Source organism: Terriglobus sp. ADX1 (assembly GCF_036877645.1).
Classification (GTDB): domain Bacteria; phylum Acidobacteriota; class Terriglobia; order Terriglobales; family Acidobacteriaceae; genus Terriglobus.
The window spans coordinates 1-15,786 of the sequence record NZ_JAEDXV010000034.1 but is presented as its reverse complement, the minus strand read 5'-3'; the positions used below and the strand labels follow the sequence as shown (position 1 = coordinate 15,786).

Annotated in this window: 12 protein-coding genes; 7 read left to right on the top strand and 5 right to left on the bottom strand. The window is 58.1% G+C overall.

The window, feature by feature from the left end; genetic code table 11:
* Positions 1–24: 24 nt before the first annotated feature.
* From JAO32_RS17430 to purM, 3 genes are read right to left on the bottom strand one after another with little or no spacing between them, the layout of a single operon-like run.
* Entirely contained in the window at positions 25–1,512 is a 1,488-nt protein-coding gene (locus JAO32_RS17430; protein ID WP_334242756.1) for an ATP-binding protein, read from the bottom strand.
* 59 nt (positions 1,513–1,571) lie between these two features.
* Complete coding sequence (gene purN, locus JAO32_RS17425) at positions 1,572–2,189, bottom strand: phosphoribosylglycinamide formyltransferase (protein WP_334242753.1); 618 nt, start codon at positions 2,187–2,189, stop codon at positions 1,572–1,574.
* Positions 2,186–3,367, bottom strand: a complete 1,182-nt coding sequence (gene purM, locus JAO32_RS17420; RefSeq protein WP_334242752.1) for a phosphoribosylformylglycinamidine cyclo-ligase — start codon at positions 3,365–3,367, stop codon at positions 2,186–2,188. The genes purN and purM overlap by 4 nt, the downstream gene beginning before the upstream one ends.
* 50 nt (positions 3,368–3,417) lie before the next feature.
* Here purM and hemL point away from each other — a divergent pair, with 50 nt between their 5' ends.
* Positions 3,418–4,713: a glutamate-1-semialdehyde 2,1-aminomutase gene (gene hemL / locus JAO32_RS17415; RefSeq protein ID WP_334242750.1), complete on the top strand. Its 1,296-nt coding sequence runs from the start codon at positions 3,418–3,420 to the stop codon at positions 4,711–4,713.
* Here the strand turns inward: hemL and JAO32_RS17410 are convergent.
* Complete coding sequence (locus tag JAO32_RS17410; RefSeq protein ID WP_334242748.1) at positions 4,710–5,402, bottom strand: GNAT family N-acetyltransferase; 693 nt, start codon at positions 5,400–5,402, stop codon at positions 4,710–4,712. The two genes, hemL and JAO32_RS17410, sit on opposite strands and share 4 nt — an antisense overlap.
* 82 nt (positions 5,403–5,484) lie before the next feature.
* Positions 5,485–6,099: a superoxide dismutase gene (locus JAO32_RS17405; RefSeq protein WP_334242746.1), complete on the bottom strand. Its 615-nt coding sequence runs from the start codon at positions 6,097–6,099 to the stop codon at positions 5,485–5,487.
* A gap of 246 nt (positions 6,100–6,345) precedes the next feature.
* On the opposite strand from JAO32_RS17405, the gene JAO32_RS17400 reads away from it, so the two are divergent.
* The 6 genes from JAO32_RS17400 (at position 6,346) to glk (ending at position 15,579) form a co-directional block, all read left to right on the top strand.
* On the top strand, positions 6,346–8,775 hold the full coding sequence (locus JAO32_RS17400; RefSeq protein ID WP_334242743.1) for a glycoside hydrolase family 15 protein: 2,430 nt from the start codon (positions 6,346–6,348) through the stop codon (positions 8,773–8,775).
* Positions 8,776–8,935: 160 nt separating this feature from the next.
* Complete coding sequence (gene tkt / locus JAO32_RS17395) at positions 8,936–10,921, top strand: transketolase (RefSeq protein WP_334242740.1); 1,986 nt, start codon at positions 8,936–8,938, stop codon at positions 10,919–10,921.
* A gap of 96 nt (positions 10,922–11,017) precedes the next feature.
* Positions 11,018–11,923, top strand: coding sequence for a phosphogluconate dehydrogenase (NAD(+)-dependent, decarboxylating) (gene gnd / locus JAO32_RS17390; protein ID WP_334242738.1), 906 nt, complete (start codon positions 11,018–11,020; stop codon positions 11,921–11,923).
* A gap of 122 nt (positions 11,924–12,045) precedes the next feature.
* Positions 12,046–13,578, top strand: coding sequence for a glucose-6-phosphate dehydrogenase (gene zwf, locus JAO32_RS17385; RefSeq protein WP_334242736.1), 1,533 nt, complete (start codon positions 12,046–12,048; stop codon positions 13,576–13,578).
* A 157-nt stretch (positions 13,579–13,735) separates the two neighbouring features.
* The gene (gene pgl / locus JAO32_RS17380; RefSeq protein WP_334242734.1) at positions 13,736–14,536 is read left to right on the top strand and encodes a 6-phosphogluconolactonase; all 801 of its coding nucleotides are present in this window, start codon (positions 13,736–13,738) and stop codon (positions 14,534–14,536) included.
* On the top strand, positions 14,533–15,579 hold the full coding sequence (glk, locus tag JAO32_RS17375; RefSeq protein ID WP_334242732.1) for a glucokinase: 1,047 nt from the start codon (positions 14,533–14,535) through the stop codon (positions 15,577–15,579). The genes pgl and glk overlap by 4 nt, the downstream gene beginning before the upstream one ends.
* The last annotated feature ends 207 nt before the right edge of the window (positions 15,580–15,786 follow it).

The window sequence follows — 15,786 nt, the reverse complement described above, 5'->3', positions numbered from 1 at the left end:
TGCCCTTTGCGATTTGCGTTTGATCTAACGGCTGACGGCGTCGTAGGGCAGCGCGATAGTGAAGACGGTGCCTTTGCCTTCGCGGCTGCGGACGCGCATTCTGCCGTGGTGGCGGTCGACAATCTCCTGGCTGATCCATAGGCCAAGGCCGGTACCCACGATGCCCTTGGTGGTGTAGAAGGGGCGGAAGATTTTCTCGAGTATCTGTTTGGGAATGCCGCTGCCGTTGTCGGCCACAGTAAGCACAAGCATCGGCGCGCCGGTATGTGGATCAAATGCCTTGCGGCTACGCAACAGAAGGCGGCCCCCACCGTGTGGCATGGCGTCCAGCGCATTGCCCATCAGATTGCTAATGACCTGACGTATCTCACCCTCGAAGCAGCGTACCGGCGGGGCATCGCGATGGCGTTCTTCTACCACAGCGGCTGTGTTCACAAGTTTGCCGTGGAAGACGGAGCGGACGCTTTCCATCAGGGCCTTACCGGAGACCTCCTGCGGGCTGCTGGCCTGCTTATGGAAGCGGAGTGTCTGACTCGTGATGTGCGCAACCCGCTGTAACTCCGTTTCCGCTTGCAGAATGAACTGCTGCGCGTCTTCGATGCAGTTGCTGTGCCGTGCGAGGTAGAGCAGGTTGGTGACAGATTCCAGCGGATTGTTGATCTCGTGTGCGATGGAAGCGGCGAGGCGGCCCACGGCGGCAAGCTTCTCGCTTTCCATTAGAGCCTGCTCGGCTTTTTTCTGCTGCGTGATTTCCAACGATGCTGCGGTAATGCCTTGGATGACACCATCGGGGCCAGTGACCGGGAAGTAGCTGACCGTCCAGTAGCGGTAGTCGTCTGGATCTGTGACGAGTGCTCCTTCGAGCGGGAAGTTCACAACGGGAGGGCCACCGTGTGCGACCTGATCGAAGAGTTCACGCAGGCCTTCGATGGGTGCCATTTCTGTCAGCGTGCGGCCAACAATCTCTTCCGGTTTGAGTCCGAAGAAGGCGGCCTGGCGATTGTTCAGGCGAACATAGTGATAGTCGTCGAGGTCGAAGAGGGCCAGTCCGATGGGCGCAGTGCGGTAGAGAGATTCAATCTCCGCGAGTTGCTGTTCCACCTCGCGCGTCTTCTCTACAAGAGCTTCACGGTTGGCGCGTCCACGTGTGGCGTCGCGAAAGAAGAGAATGATGCCATCGTCCGATGGAAGCGCATGGACGTCGAACCACAGGTTGAGTGGATCGCCGTAGTACGCCTCAAAGCGCGTGGAGATGCCTTCGTTCATGGTGCGGTGATAGTTGATCCAGTAGGGCGAATCCGGAACTGCCGCTGCCGGGAAAGCCTCCCATAGGCTTATGCCCAGAATGTATCCGCGCGGGGCCAGAATCTCTTCGGCGCGCCGATTCAGGAAGGTGATGATGAAATCGCGGTTCAGGAAAAGGACGGCATCGGAGGTGGCGTCGAAGAACTGCGACATCATCCGGCGTATGGAGCTCTGGTCGTCTGGGAGTGCGTTAACCGAAAGCGTCAAGGCAGATGAATCCGTAAGCAAAGATTGTGCAGCCAATGTTGTGATGCAGCGAAACAGCTTTACGACAACCGGTAACGTCTGTCTTCTGCGCGATACCGCCCGCTGAGGACGCGGGCAATGGCCTCCGTGTAGGCCTGATGTTCCTGTTCAAGGATGCGCGCGGAGAGCGTGGCTTCGTCGTCGTTGTCTTCTACTGGAACGACGCGCTGCAGGATGATGACGCCGTGGTCCACGGCTTCGTCCACGAAATGGACGGTGCATCCGGCGACCTTTGCGCCGTAGTCCAGCGCCTGCTTCTGTGCGTGGAGTCCCGGGAAGGACGGCAACAGTGAGGGGTGGATGTTCAGAATGCGATCCGGGAAGGCGCGAATAAATTCCGGCGAAAGCACACGCATGTAGCCGGCGAGGATGACCAGGTCAATCTCATGCGCATTGAGCGCAGCGATCATCTTTGCGTCGTGCTCGGCGCGCGGGACGCCCTTGGAGACGTGTACCTCGGTGGCGAGGCCGCGTTGCTGCGCTGCGGCGAGGCCGGGTGCATCTGCAAGGTTGGAGAGCACCACGGCAATATCGCAGCCGGTCAGGGAGCCATTGGCGATGGCATCGGCGATGGCAATGAAGTTCGATCCACGACCACTGAGCAGAACTCCGAGCCGCGCCTTACGTGCCTCGCTCATACGTAGTTCACGCGGCGTTCGCCACGAGCGATGCGGCCGATGACGTGGAAGCGCTCGTTCGCGCGGTTCAGGATTGCCTTGGCCTTTTTCGCAGCTTCCGCAGGAACAACGACGATCATGCCGATGCCCATGTTGAAGGTGCGCATCATCTCATCCTGATCTACCTGTCCGAGCGTCTGCAGATGCTGGAAGAGTGGCGGAACTTCCCACGAGCTGAGCTCCACCTGTGCGCAAAGGCCCTTGGGCAGAATGCGCGGCAGATTTTCCGTGATGCCGCCGCCGGTGATGTGGGCCATGCCGGTGACGATGCCTGCGGAGGTGAGCTTCTTCAGGATGCTGAGGTAGCTGCGGTGCTGACGCATCAGGGCCGCGCCAGTCTTGTCCTTCAACTCATTCACGTACTGGTCCGCACCGTACTTTGCTACCTCAAAGAGCAGCTTGCGAGCCAGGGAATAGCCGTTGGTGTGGAGGCCGTTAGAGGGCAGGCCGAAGAGCACATCGCCCGCCTGAATCTTGTCGCCGGTGATGATCTGGTCGCGATTGACCACGCCCACGATGAAGCCTGCGAGATCGTATTCGCCTTCGGCATAGAAGCCGGGCATCTGCGCGGTTTCGCCACCGATCAGCGCGCAACCGTTGGCGCGGCAGGCTTCGCTGAGGCCTTCCACAACCTTCTCCAGAACGCCGCCTTCGAGCTTGCCGGTGGCGAGGTAATCCAGAAAGAAGAGGGGGGTAGCGCCCTGTACAGCGATGTCGTTGACGCAGTGGTTGACCAGGTCACAACCCACGGTGTGGTGGATTCCGAGCTCGAAGGCGACCTTCAGCTTGGTGCCCACGCCGTCGGCGCTGGAAACCAGAACGGGGTCAGGATACTTGGCCACATCGAGGCCAAAGAGGCCGCCGAAGCCGCCGATTTCACTGAGGACGCCCTTGTTGAACGTCTTGCGCGCAAGCATCTTGATACGCTGCTTGGTGCGGTCGCCTTCAGAGATGTCTACGCCAGCGTCAGCATAGGTGACGGGCTTGGTCTTTACGGCGGTTTTGGTTGCGGCCTTGGTTGTTTTGGTGCCTGCGTTCACGTTCGATCCCTTGCGTCTTTGTCGCGGAGTGGTTGGCTGCGGTGTAAGGCGGTCGGCGGCGCTTTGCTGCGTGAGCTTTGAGGATATCAGGCGCGGCATGTGATACAGGGGGTCCGAGCCGTTCTCAGAGGAACTTTATACTTTTCCTGATGTCTCTTTCTCTGAATCGCTCCCGTGAACTGCAGCAGCGCGCTGAGGCGCTCATCCCCGGAGGCGTGGACTCGCCGGTGCGGGCCTTTCGCTCTGTCGGCGGCGACCCACCGTTTGTGGAACGCGCGGAGGGCGCGTACTTGTTCGATGCGGACGGTAATCGCTACATCGACTACTTCGGCTCGTGGGGGCCAATGATCCTGGGCCATGCCGAACCGACGGTGACGGCAGCGGTGCAGGCAGCGGCGGCAAAGGGGACGAGCTTTGGTGCCTCAACCGCGGCTGAGGCGGAATTGGCTGCGATGGTGATGCAATGTGTGCCGTCCATTGAAAAGCTGCGCTTTGTTTCCAGCGGCACGGAAGCTGTGATGAGTGCGATTCGCGTGGCGCGCGCGTTTACGCATCGCAATCGGATTCTGAAGTTTGAGGGCTGTTATCACGGACACTCCGACGCCCTGCTGGTGAAGGCAGGTAGCGGTGTGGCGACGCTGGGTATTCCCGGTTCTGCTGGCATTCCCATGGAGACGACGCAGTTCACCACGGCCATTCGATACAACGATCTTGCCGAGGTCGAGGCGGTGTTTGCGAAGCATCCCGGCGAAATAGCGTGCGTAATTTTGGAGCCGGTGGTGGGCAACGCAGGAACGATTCTGCCGCAGCCAGAGTTTCTGGAAGGTTTGCGTGCGATCTGCACGCGCGAAGGCACACTGCTGATCTTTGACGAGGTGATGACGGGCTTCCGCGTGTCGCTGGGCGGTGCACAGTCGCTCTACGGCATTACGCCGGATCTGACGACGCTTGGAAAGATTATTGGCGGTGGCTTGCCGGTGGGTGCGTTCGGCGGTCGCGCGGAGATTATGAATCTCCTTGCACCGCTGGGCCCTGTTTATCAGGCGGGAACGCTAAGCGGCAATCCGTTGGCAATGGCTGCGGGCATTGCGACTTTGCGGCAGTTGTTGGATGGCGGCGATGCTCTGTACGAACAGCTTGCGGAGGTCACGAGTCTGATCGCGCATGGTGTGGCGCGGGAAGCGAAGAAAGCCGGCATCGATCTCTGGGTTGCAGGAACAGGTTCGATGTTTACGTGGTTCTTCCAGCAGGGCCCGGTGCGTAACTTTGAGGATGCTTCCAAGAGCGACACGGCGCGCTTTGGGAGATTCCATCGCGGCATGCTGGAGCGGGGCGTGTGGTTGCCGCCCTCGCAGTTTGAGGCAGCGTTTGTTTCGTTGCAGCACGGCGAAGCAGAAGTGGAAGCAACCATTGCCGCTGCGCGTGAAGTGTTCGCTTCGTTTTAAGGGTGCTGCGACAACTTCAGGAAGTCCACTTCGCCCGTCGTGATGAAGCCGAGTGCTTTGTAGATGGCGATGGCGCGTGCGTTGGTGCTGACGCTGTGCAGGTAAGGAATATCGCCCGATTCATCCGCTAACAATCGTTGGATGAGGTGTTGTGCATAGCCCTTGCCTGTGTGGCCGGGGCGTGTGCAGACACCGCTGATTTCACGCAGGCCGGGCATGCGTGTGCGGTGGCCTGCCATGGCGACTAGCTGCCCATTCTCGCGCATGCCAATGTAACGGCCCAGACGGTACGTTTTTGCGCGGAAATAACCGGGGAAGGCTGCCTGTGTGAGTTCCACCATCTCATGCGCTTCCGCAGCGCCAAGTTCGCATTCGTTGGGGAGTGGCGCGGGTGGGATGAAGTGTTTGCGTGGCTGCCAGGCCATCTGCACGCATGTGGCACGTATTGCATCTGGCATTTCTGCTGCCATGCGTGGGATAACGCCGATGAAGTTGGTATCGGTATCGCGGCGTAATCGTATGAGATCGAGGTGTGTTTCGGGTGTTGCGACCGCCGCGAAAGGAAGTATTTCGGGGCGATAACGCAATGCTCCACTCACGTGTTCGCAAAAAGCTCTTTGAGCAGTGGTGAGCGCGCTGTAGAACGGGTTTGCGAGATATGCCTGTTGCGCTTCGCTGAGAAGGGGCATTGGATTATTGTGCTCCTTTCATCGCTTCCATAACGAAGGGCCACGATTGCTCGTGGCCCCGGATTATGGTTAAGGAAGTGAACTAGTAGTTCTTCGCCTTTTCAAAACGCTTGTTGACCTCTTCCCAGTTCACGGTGTTCCACCATGCGGCCAGGTAGTCGGGGCGGCGGTTCTGGTAGTTCAGGTAGTAGGCGTGCTCCCAAACGTCATTGCCCAGGATGGGGTAGCTGCCCGTGGAGATGGGGCTATCCTGGTTCGGCGTGGTGACGATGGTGAGCTTGCCGCCCTTGAAGATGAGCCATCCCCAGCCGCTGCCGAACTGCTTCGCGGTGGTTTCGTTGAAGGTCTTCTTGAAGGTTTCGAAGTCGCCGAAGTCAGCCTTGATCTGCTCAGCGATTGCGCCGGCGGGAGCGCCGCCGCCGTTGGGCTTCATGATCTCCCAGAACATGGTGTGGTTGGAATGACCGCCACCGTTGTTGCGCACTACGCCGCGCACATCTTCCGGGATAGCGTTCAGATCCTTCAGCAGGTCGTCCACGGACTTGGTTCCGAGTTCGGGGTGCTTCTCCACCGCGCCATTCAGATTGTTCACATAGGTAGCGTGGTGCTTGTCGTGGTGAAGCTTCATGGTCGCTTCGTCAATGTGCGGCTCCAGGCCGTTGTACGCGTAGGGAAGTGGCGGAAGTTCGAAAGGCACGGTGTTCTTCTCCTTGGGTGCTGCTCGTCTCGGGGGAACTTTGTTGGTGCGTCCATTATGAAACACCCGGGTTTCATTGTGACAACACACGGCTTGCTATCGCGTTAAGGTTGGATGCCGGGGTGCGCGGAGTGGATGCGCCGTGAGTTGTGGATTACAGAAAGCGGCATAACGGTCGATATTTCCCGTTTCAGAGTGGCTTCCGCCGTGTACATGCCGCGCCGGGTAGGGTGTAATGGAATCAGCATGAATGCATTGACCGCTGCTTACCGGTGGCTGAACGATCAGGGCCCAGCTTTTGGCGCACCCGGGCTGGAAGCGCGCTGGACTTCCAGCAAGAAGGATGCGGTGTGTACCGCGTATGCCGCGTCCAGCCGTGTCTGGTACACCATTTCCCATGGCATTCTGAACGAGATTTACTATCCCACCATCGATCGCCCGCAGACGCGCGACATGGAACTGATCTTCACGGACGGCGAGACGTTCGTACATGAAGAAAAGCGCGATTTCGAGTTTGATTTTCACTACATCGATCCGGATGCGTTGGCGGTGCGCGTTGTGGCCAGCGACCTGGGCGGACGCTACACGGTGACGAAGGAATTCGTCTGCGATCCGCATCATCCTGTAGTGCTAATGCACGTGAAGATTGAAGGCGATGAGAGCGTTCTCTCGCGTTTGAAGTGTTATGCGCTGCTGGCTCCTCATTTGGACGGCGGCGGCGCAGGGAACAGCGCGCGATCGATTGAAGTGGCTGGTCGCCGCGCAATCCTGGCGTGGAAGGGAAACACATCGCTGGCAATGGGCGTGGATTGCGGATTTACGCGCAGTTCCTGCGGGTATGTGGGCTCAAGCGATGGTTACCAGGATTTGTCCGGCAATATGCGGATGGACTGGGAGTTCGGCCAGGCGTTGGACGGCAACATCGCCGTGACGGGCGAAATTGACGTAGCCCGTAACCGAGAATTCACACTTGCGATTGCGTTTGGCGATGGCTATCACGCGGCGCTGGCGGGCATGATGCAGTCGCTTTCGGTGCCATATGAACTGCATGTGAAGCGGTTTGTGGAACAGTGGCATCGTGCGGCTTCACCGGAACGTTTGGCGGCGGCTTCGCATGACAATGGCCGCTTGATGCGCATTAGTCACAATACGATTCTGGCGCACGAGGACAAGACGTATTCGGGCGCGTTCATTGCATCGGCCTCGATCCCGTGGGGCAATGCAAAGGGCGATGACGATCTGGGCGGATACCACCTTGTGTGGACGCGAGACATGATCCAATCCGCCACGGCTTTACTTGCGTGTGGACGCATTGATACGGCGCGGCGTGCGCTGGTGTATCTGGCTTGTACGCAACGTCCGGATGGATCGTTTGCGCAGAATTTCTGGATTGACGGAACGCCTTACTGGACCGGCATTCAACTGGATGAAGTAGCGTTTCCCATCATGCTGGCGTGGCGTTTGTGGAAGCTGGATGGATTGGGAAATTTTGATGTGTTTCCGTTCATTGAGCATGCTGCAGCGTTTCTTGTGCGTTATGCGCCGATTACGCAGCAGGAGCGTTGGGAAGAGGCTTCGGGCTATTCGCCTTCGACGCTGGCTACGGTGATCTCTGCGCTGGTATGCGCGGCAGATGTCGCGCGTGCACATCATTCGCCGGAGTTGGCGAACTTTCTGGAAAGCTATGCCGACTGGATTGAAGATCATCTGGATGAGTGGACCGTTACGAATGACGGTGTGCTGCATCCAGATGTGAAGCGGCATTATGTGCGTATCCAGCCGCCAAAGCCGGGCGAGAGCTTCTATAACCCTGCCTTTGGCGAAGGCCGCTACAACATCGCGAATCGCGCTCCCGGTGAGCGTTATAACTTCGCGGCGAATGAGATTGTCGATGCGGGCTTCCTGGAGTTGGTGCGCTACGGTGTGCGGCGTGCGGATGATCCTCTGATTGTTGATTCGTTGAAGGTCATCGACAAGGTGTTGAAGATCGACACGCCCTATGGCGCGTGCTGGCGGCGGTACAACCATGATGGCTACGGTCAGCAGAAGGATGGCGAACCGTTCATTCACTATGGCCAGGGCAGGGCATGGCCGATTCTGACCGGCGAACGCGCCCATTATGAACTGGCTGGCGGCGGCAATTACGCGCAGTATGTGAAGGCGATTGAGCGGTTCAGTTCGTTCGGTGGCATGTTGCCGGAGCAGGTGTGGGATTACGCGGATATGCCGGAGCAAGGGCTGTACTTCGGCCGCAGCGCCGGATCGGCGCAACCGCTGGTGTGGGCCCATGCCGAGTACATCAAGCTATTGCGTTCTGTGGTGGATGGTCGGGTGTTCGACCGCATTTCCGTAGTGGAAGAGCGCTACGGCGTGCGGCGCGAGGAGCGTACTTTCCGCAGCGAAGTGGAGTTCTTCCAGATCACGCGACCTGTAACGGAATTGCCTGCGGGGAAGCGCCTGCAGGTGCTTGATCCGGAGCGTTTCCGCGTGGTGTGGACCGTGGATGGCTGGGCGAATACCCATAATACCGATGCAAAACTGGTCGGATATCCGGGGTTTGCGGCGGAACTGCCGATTCCTCCGGGAACAAGTGGAACACTGGAGATGACACTGTTCTGGCCGCTGGAAAACCGGTGGCTTGGGCGTAACTTCTCGGTGAATCTAGAGGGGGCGTGAGGCGGTTTTCGCACGTCGCCTGTACACTGAATGCTAAGCCCTGTTTACGTAAATGCACGGTTATGCGGGGCTGAAGCGTTTTGATTACTGAAGATGCGGCGTGCTGCCGCAAACGTTGATCCGGCGCCCATGAGAGGCGACCACCAACCCAGAGGAACGAATGACCGATCTCGAGAAGCTGTCAATTGACACACTCCGCCTGCTCGCCGTAGATGCGATTGAAAAGGCGGCCAATGGGCACCCCGGAGCGCCGATTGCGCTGTCGCCGCTGACATACCTGCTGTACGCGCGCAACATGAAGCACAACCCGACGGACCCATTGTGGATTGATCGCGACCGCTTTGTACTATCGAACGGCCACGCTTCCATGCTGCAGTACGGCGCACTGCACCTGTCCGGTTATGACCTTTCGCTGGACGACCTGAAGGCATTCCGTCAGTGGCACTCCAAGGCTCCGGGACACCCGGAATACGGCTTCACGCCGGGCGTGGAAGTGACCACCGGACCGCTTGGTCAGGGACTTGCCATGGCCGTTGGTCTGGCAATTGCTGAAAAGCACCAGGCCGCTGTTTACAACCAGCCGGATATGAAGATCGTCGATCACCACACCTACTGCATTGTGGGTGATGGCTGCTTGATGGAAGGTATCTCGCACGAGTCCGCTTCGTTGGCTGGCACGCTCAAGCTGGGCAAGCTGATCGTATTCTATGACGACAACCTGATCTCGCTGGATGGTCCCACCGAACTGAGCTACACGGAGAACGTGGATGAGCGCTTCAATGCGTACCACTGGCACGTGCAGTACGTTGACGATGGCAACGACCTCGCGAAGATCCAGCAGGCGATCAACATTGCGAAGCTGGAGACGGAGAAGCCGTCGCTGATCCGCATCCGCACCATCATCGGCTACGGTTCGCCGAAGGCTGGCACCAAGCACGTGCACGGTGAAGCTCTGGGCAAGGAAGCCACGCGCAAGACGAAGGAATTCTTCGGATTCGATCCGGATGTTGACTTCGCTGAGCCGCAGGCCGCGCTGGATGACTGGCGTTCCGCAGTTCCCAAGGGCAAGAAGGAACAGGAAGCCTGGAACGAGCTGTTTGCAAAGTACAAGGCGGCTCACCCCGAGCTGGCTGCGCAGTTCACGCGCACGGCAAAGCCTGAGCTTCCTGCTGACTACAACAAGAACATCAAGCCTTTCTCCACAGAAAAGGCCATTGCGACGCGTTCCGCCGGTCAGGTGGTTCTGCAGGCGTTGGGCGATGCTCTGCCGGAACTGATCGGCGGCGCAGCTGACCTTACCTCGTCGACGAAGACGATCTTCAACAACTCGCCTTCGTTCCACGACGATCCGAAGGGCCGCAACATCTTCTTCGGCGTGCGCGAATTCGGTATGGCGGCAGCAGTGAACGGCATGGCAGCGCACGGCGGCCTGATCCCCTTCGGATCGACCTTCTTCGTGTTCAGCGACTATATGCGGAACGCCATCCGTCTCGCAGCGTTGATGAGCACGCACTCGCTCTTCGTCTTCACGCACGATTCGATCGCGCTCGGCGCTGACGGTCCGACACACCAGCCGGTGGAGCACTTGATGAGCCTTCGCGCGATCCCGCAGCTTACGGACTTCCGTCCGGCGGATGCGAATGAGACCGCGGTCTGCTACCAGCTGATGGTGGAGCGCAAGTCGGCTTCGTTCATGGCGCTGTCGCGTCAGGACCTGCCGGTACTCGACGTCGCGAAGTATCCCACACTGTGGGAAGGCGTTCGCAAGGGCGCATATGTCCTCGTCGACGTGGAGAACCCGGACGTCATCGTTGTGGCAACCGGCTCTGAAATCTCGCTGGTACTCAAGACGCTGCCTGAGTTTGAGAAGGCTGGCATCAAGGCTCGCGTGATCTCCATGCCCAGCTTCCACCTCTTCGATGAGCAGACGGAAGAGTACAAGAACAGCATCTTCCCGCACGGCGTGGCAAAGGTGGCTGTGGAAGCCGGTGCAACGCAGGGCTGGTGGAAGTACGTGGGCCGCGACGGTTCCGTTGTCGGACTGGACCACTTCGGCGGTTCGGCGCCTGGACCGGAAGTGCTGGCGCACTTCGGATTCACGCCGGAAAACATCGTCAAGGCTGCACAGGCAGCCATCGCGAAGTAACACTTCGCGGAGAACTACAGGAAGGGCCGGAGCAATCCGGCTCTTTCCCCTATTTCAAGAGATTCAGCTTCAACCGATTTTGAGAGGAAGTACAACATGGAAATTGGTCTGATTGGCCTTGGCAAAATGGGCGGCAACATGGCGGAGCGTCTCCGCCTGGGTGGCCACAAGGTGGTGGGTTTTGACTTCAACAAGGAAGCCACTGCAAAGCTGACCGCTGCCGGTTCGGTAGGCGTGGATTCCGTGGAAGACCTGGTGAAGAACCTGCAGGCTCCGCGCGCAGTCTGGATCATGGTTCCGGACGGCAAGCCCGTGGACGACACCATTGCCAAGCTGAAGCCCCTGATGCAGAAGGGCGACATCTTCATCGATGGCGGTAACTCGAACTACAAGGAATCGATCCGTCGTCACGGCGAGCTGAAGGCTGAAGGCTTTGAGTTTGTCGACGTAGGTACGTCCGGCGGCGTGTGGGGCCTGAAGGAAGGCTACTCGATGATGATTGGCGGCGACGAAGACGTGGTTGAGAAGCTTCGCCCCATCTTCGAGACGCTGGCTCCTGCTCCTGATAAGGGCTGGGGACGCACTGGACCGAGCGGCGCAGGCCACTTCGTGAAGATGGTGCACAACGGCATTGAGTACGGCATGATGCAGGCGTTCGCAGAAGGCTTTGCGATCTTTGAAGCGAAGAAGGAGCTGAACCTGAACAACGCACAGATCGCAGAGATCTGGCAGTACGGTTCGGTCGTCCGTTCGTGGCTTCTGGACCTGACCGCGGAAGCTCTAAAGGCGAACCCCGAACTGAAGGGCATCGCACCGTTCGTTCCGGATTCGGGCGAAGGCCGCTGGACAGTGTTTGAGGCAATCGATCTGAATGTTTCGGCACCGGTGATCACGGAGTCGCTGATCCGCCGTATTCGTTCGCGTGAAACTGACAACCTGACGGACAAGATGCTGTCCGTGATGCGTAATGCCTTCGGCGGTCACGCCATGAAGAAGGAGTAGTTTCGTCTACTGGAGCAGTATTCGAGCGCATTCCCATGAATCCGGCGAGGCCGCCGTGCGCTCTAACAACAAAGAAGACTGCGGCGGCCTTTCGCAGCAAGAATTGAAGAAGGATTGAACCCATGGCAACAACCGGTATCAATGTTTCCCCGGAGCAGGTGGAAGCGAACAAGTGCAAGGAAAGCATTCCGGAGCCTTGCATCGTTGTGATTTTTGGTGCTTCGGGCGATTTGACGAAGCGTAAGCTGCTGCCCGCGCTCTATCACCTGGAGCAGGCGAATCTTCTGCCTGAGAATTTTGCGGTTGTCGGCGTAGCTCGTCGCGACCTCTCTGCTACCTTTGCGCCGGACATGAAGGACGGCATCCTCAAGGGCGGCGGCGTCGATGAGAAGGAAGAGAAGCTCGGCAAGTTCATCGACCGCGTGAAGTACTTCGCCACCGAGTTCGACAACGACGAAGGTTTTGAGAAGCTGAAGGCGTATCTCGCCGACCTCGACAAGCAGTTCGGCACCAAGGGCAACCGCCTGTTCTATCTTGCCGTTGCTCCGGAGTTCTTCGCTGACATCACCCACCGCCTGGGCAACCACGGCATGACTGGTGAAGACGGCGACCACTGGGTCCGCGTCATCATCGAGAAGCCCTTCGGTACGGATCTGGAAAGCGCGAAGAAGCTCAATTCTGAGATCAACCAGGTGCTCAAGGAAGATCAGATCTTCCGTATCGACCATTACCTGGGCAAAGAGACGGTTCAGAACATCCTCGTCTTCCGCTTCGGCAATGGCATCTTTGAGCCCATCTGGAACCGCAATTACATCGATCACATCCAGATCACCGCTGCGGAATCCATCGGCATTGAAGGCCGCGGACCGTTCTACGAGGCAGCCGGTGCTCTGCGTGACGTTCTGCAGAACCACGTGATGGAAGTACTCAGCTTCGTCGCCATGGAACCACCAGACGTTTTCGAGTCGGCTCCCGTGCGTATCGAGAAGCTGAAGGTTTGGAAGGCAATCAGCCCCATTCCGGTAGAGAACACGGCGCGTGGCCAGTATGGTCCGGGCACTGTTGATGGCGAAGCCGTAAAGGGCTATCGCGAGGAAGACCGTGTGAGTCCAGAATCGCAGACGGAGACGTTTGCTGCGATGAAGCTAGAGATCGACAACTGGCGTTGGGCTGGTGTGCCGTTCTACATCCGCGCAGGCAAGCGTCTGAAGACGCGTGTGACGGAAGTGGTCATCACCTTCAAGCGTCCTCCGCTGCACATCTTCCAGGGTTCTGGTGCTGGTGCAGAACAGCTTGAGCCGAACGTTCTTACGCTGCGCATTCAGCCGGATGACGGCATCAAGCTGAAGTTCGGTGCGAAGATCCCTGGACCGACGACGAACATTGCACAGGTGAACATGAACTTCTCCTATGCTGAAGCGTTCGGCAAGTCGTCTGCCAATGGCTACGAGCGTCTGTTGCTGGATGCCATGCTGGGTGATGGAACGCTGTTCGCAGAGCGTGAAGGCGTGGAGACCACATGGGCTCTGATGACGCCGATCCTCGAAGCATGGAAGGCTCAGAAGAAGGACTTCCCGAACTACGATGCTGGTTCGTGGGGCCCGAAGGAAGCAGATGAACTGTTGGAGCGCGATGGACGCGCATGGCAGGCCTAACTAACGGAACAGGAGCGGGCGCTGATGAAATCTCATCAGCGCCCGTTTTCTTTGTGCGGAGCTTGAGGCGATGGTGTCGTCATTCTGTTTTTTCAGGATGAAGGCCTAGACTATCTCGCAGCGCGGCGACGCATCCGAAGAACAGAAGGATCAAGAAATGCCGAGAAAAACTATTGCCGATTATCTTGTCTACGACACGCCGCAACGGCTGGCACACGCAGCAGCAGAGGTCTTTGCGAAGTATGCCGCAGATGGTGTCGCAGCGCGTGGCGTGGCGCGTATCGCTATCAGTGGAGGCAGCACCCCGAAGCGCATGCTCGCTCTGCTGGCAGAGGAGCCGTTCCGTTCACAGATTAATTGGGAAAAACTGCGTCTTTACTGGGTGGATGAGCGCTGCGTTCCTGCGGATCATGCGGACTCCAACTACCGCATGACGCGCGAGCAGCTACTGAGCAAAGTGCCGTTGGCAGAAGAGAATGTCTTCCGCATGGAAGGCGAACTGAATCCTGAGGATGCTGCCTCGCGTTATGAAGCGACGTTGCGCAATACTTTCCGACTAGAAGGAGCAGAAGCTCCTGCGTTTGATCTTGTGCTGTTAGGCATGGGCGATGACGGTCACACAGCGTCGATCTTCCCGAACACCTCCGCGATCGATGCGATGGGAACGCTGGTTGCAGCGAACCATGTACCGCAGAAGGATTCCTGGCGCATCACGCTGACGTGGCCGGTCATCAATCACGGCCGTCGCGTGGTGTTCCTGATTGAAGGTGGCGCGAAGGCAGAGGTGCTGCGCGAGGTTCTTTTGGGCAGTTATGATCCGGATCGACTTCCCGCACAGCTCATTCGGCCTGAGAATGGACAGATTGGACTTCTGCTGGATGCCGAGGCCGCAAAGCGGCTGCCGAAGTCAGGCACACACGGCGATGCAGAGACAGGAACTCTGGAGCTAACACGATGATTCTTGCAGGCGATGTAGGTGGCACTAAGGTTGATCTTGCCTTGTATAACTTCACGAGCGGTAAGTTGCAGATGGTCTGCAACAAGAAGTATCCCGCCGGTGGTTATGCCGGTCTGCAGGATGTCGTTCAGGAATTTCTCGATGATCCCGGTATTGCTCCGGGCGTTGAGAAGCAGGTAGTGGCCGCATGCTTCGGCGTTCCTGGGCCGGTGAAGGATGGTCACCTAAAGCTGACCAATCTGCCGTGGGAACTGGATGCGCGTGAGTTGTCGAAGGGCCTGGGCATTGAACACATCTTCCTGATCAACGATCTGGAAGCGAATGGCTACGGTGTTGCGGAGCTTGGCCCGGATCAGATATTTGAGTTGGAAGCAGGCGATAAGTCGGCTCTGGGACATCGTGCTCTTGTATCTCCAGGAACCGGTCTTGGAGAGGCCCTGCTGGTCTGGAATCCGTTAGCGCGGCGGCATGTTCCGCTGCCATCGGAGGGCGGCCATGTGGATTGGGCGCCGCGCAATCCGCTTGAGATTGAACTGTTGCAATACCTGCTGAAGACTCTCAAGGGCCGCGTATCTACCGAGCGCGTGGTGAGTGGTCTTGGTTTGAAGAACATCTATGAATTCCTTCGCGACGCGAAGAAGATGGAAGAACCCAAGTGGTTGCGCGAACGCATGGAGACGGAAGATCCGAACTTCGTGATCGGCACCACGGGTGAGGATGGTTCGTGCGAACTGACCGCGAAGGTACTGGAGATGTTCAGTGCCTCTCTTGGCGCAGAGTGCGGCAACATGGGATTGAAGCTGCTGGCTGCTGGCGGTATCTATCTTGGTGGTGGCATCCCGCCGAAGATTTTGAAGACACTAAAGTCGGGTCCGTTCCGTGATGCGCTATTGGATAAGGGCCGTCTCTCTCCGCTACTTCACACCATGCCAGTACGCGTCATCTTAGAAGACAAGTGTGCGCTGATTGGTGCTGCTGCGTTTGCAGAAGCACGTGCTGCGGAGATCAGCGGACACAGTGAACGAGCTGCTTCACAGCCGTAACTAAAGGCGATTTTGAATATAAACGATGAAGGTGGCCGCCACGGCCACCTTCATCGTTTATGAATTCGCTTTCATTCGTAGCTACTTCGGTCAACGGAAATGTAACGCGAGGCTGTTATTGACGATCTAGACGATTATCAATAATCTTCGTTCGCTTCACCGAAACACTTTCTGGAGACCTTAATGTTCGGACGCAAATTCCCCCTT

Excerpts from the sequence above, each read along its gene's own strand:
- purN (WP_334242753.1), bottom strand. The coding sequence starts at position 2,189 with ATGAGCGAGGCACGTAAGGCGCGGCTCGGAGTTCTGCTCAGTGGTCGT.
- purM (WP_334242752.1), bottom strand. The coding sequence starts at position 3,367 with ATGCCGCGCCTGATATCCTCAAAGCTCACGCAGCAAAGCGCCGCCGAC.
- hemL (WP_334242750.1), top strand. The coding sequence starts at position 3,418 with ATGTCTCTTTCTCTGAATCGCTCCCGTGAACTGCAGCAGCGCGCTGAG.
- JAO32_RS17410 (WP_334242748.1), bottom strand. The coding sequence starts at position 5,402 with ATGCCCCTTCTCAGCGAAGCGCAACAGGCATATCTCGCAAACCCGTTC.
- JAO32_RS17400 (WP_334242743.1), top strand. The coding sequence starts at position 6,346 with ATGAATGCATTGACCGCTGCTTACCGGTGGCTGAACGATCAGGGCCCA.
- tkt (WP_334242740.1), top strand. The coding sequence starts at position 8,936 with ATGACCGATCTCGAGAAGCTGTCAATTGACACACTCCGCCTGCTCGCC.
- gnd (WP_334242738.1), top strand. The coding sequence starts at position 11,018 with ATGGAAATTGGTCTGATTGGCCTTGGCAAAATGGGCGGCAACATGGCG.
- zwf (WP_334242736.1), top strand. The coding sequence starts at position 12,046 with ATGGCAACAACCGGTATCAATGTTTCCCCGGAGCAGGTGGAAGCGAAC.
- pgl (WP_334242734.1), top strand. The coding sequence starts at position 13,736 with ATGCCGAGAAAAACTATTGCCGATTATCTTGTCTACGACACGCCGCAA.
- glk (WP_334242732.1), top strand. The coding sequence starts at position 14,533 with ATGATTCTTGCAGGCGATGTAGGTGGCACTAAGGTTGATCTTGCCTTG.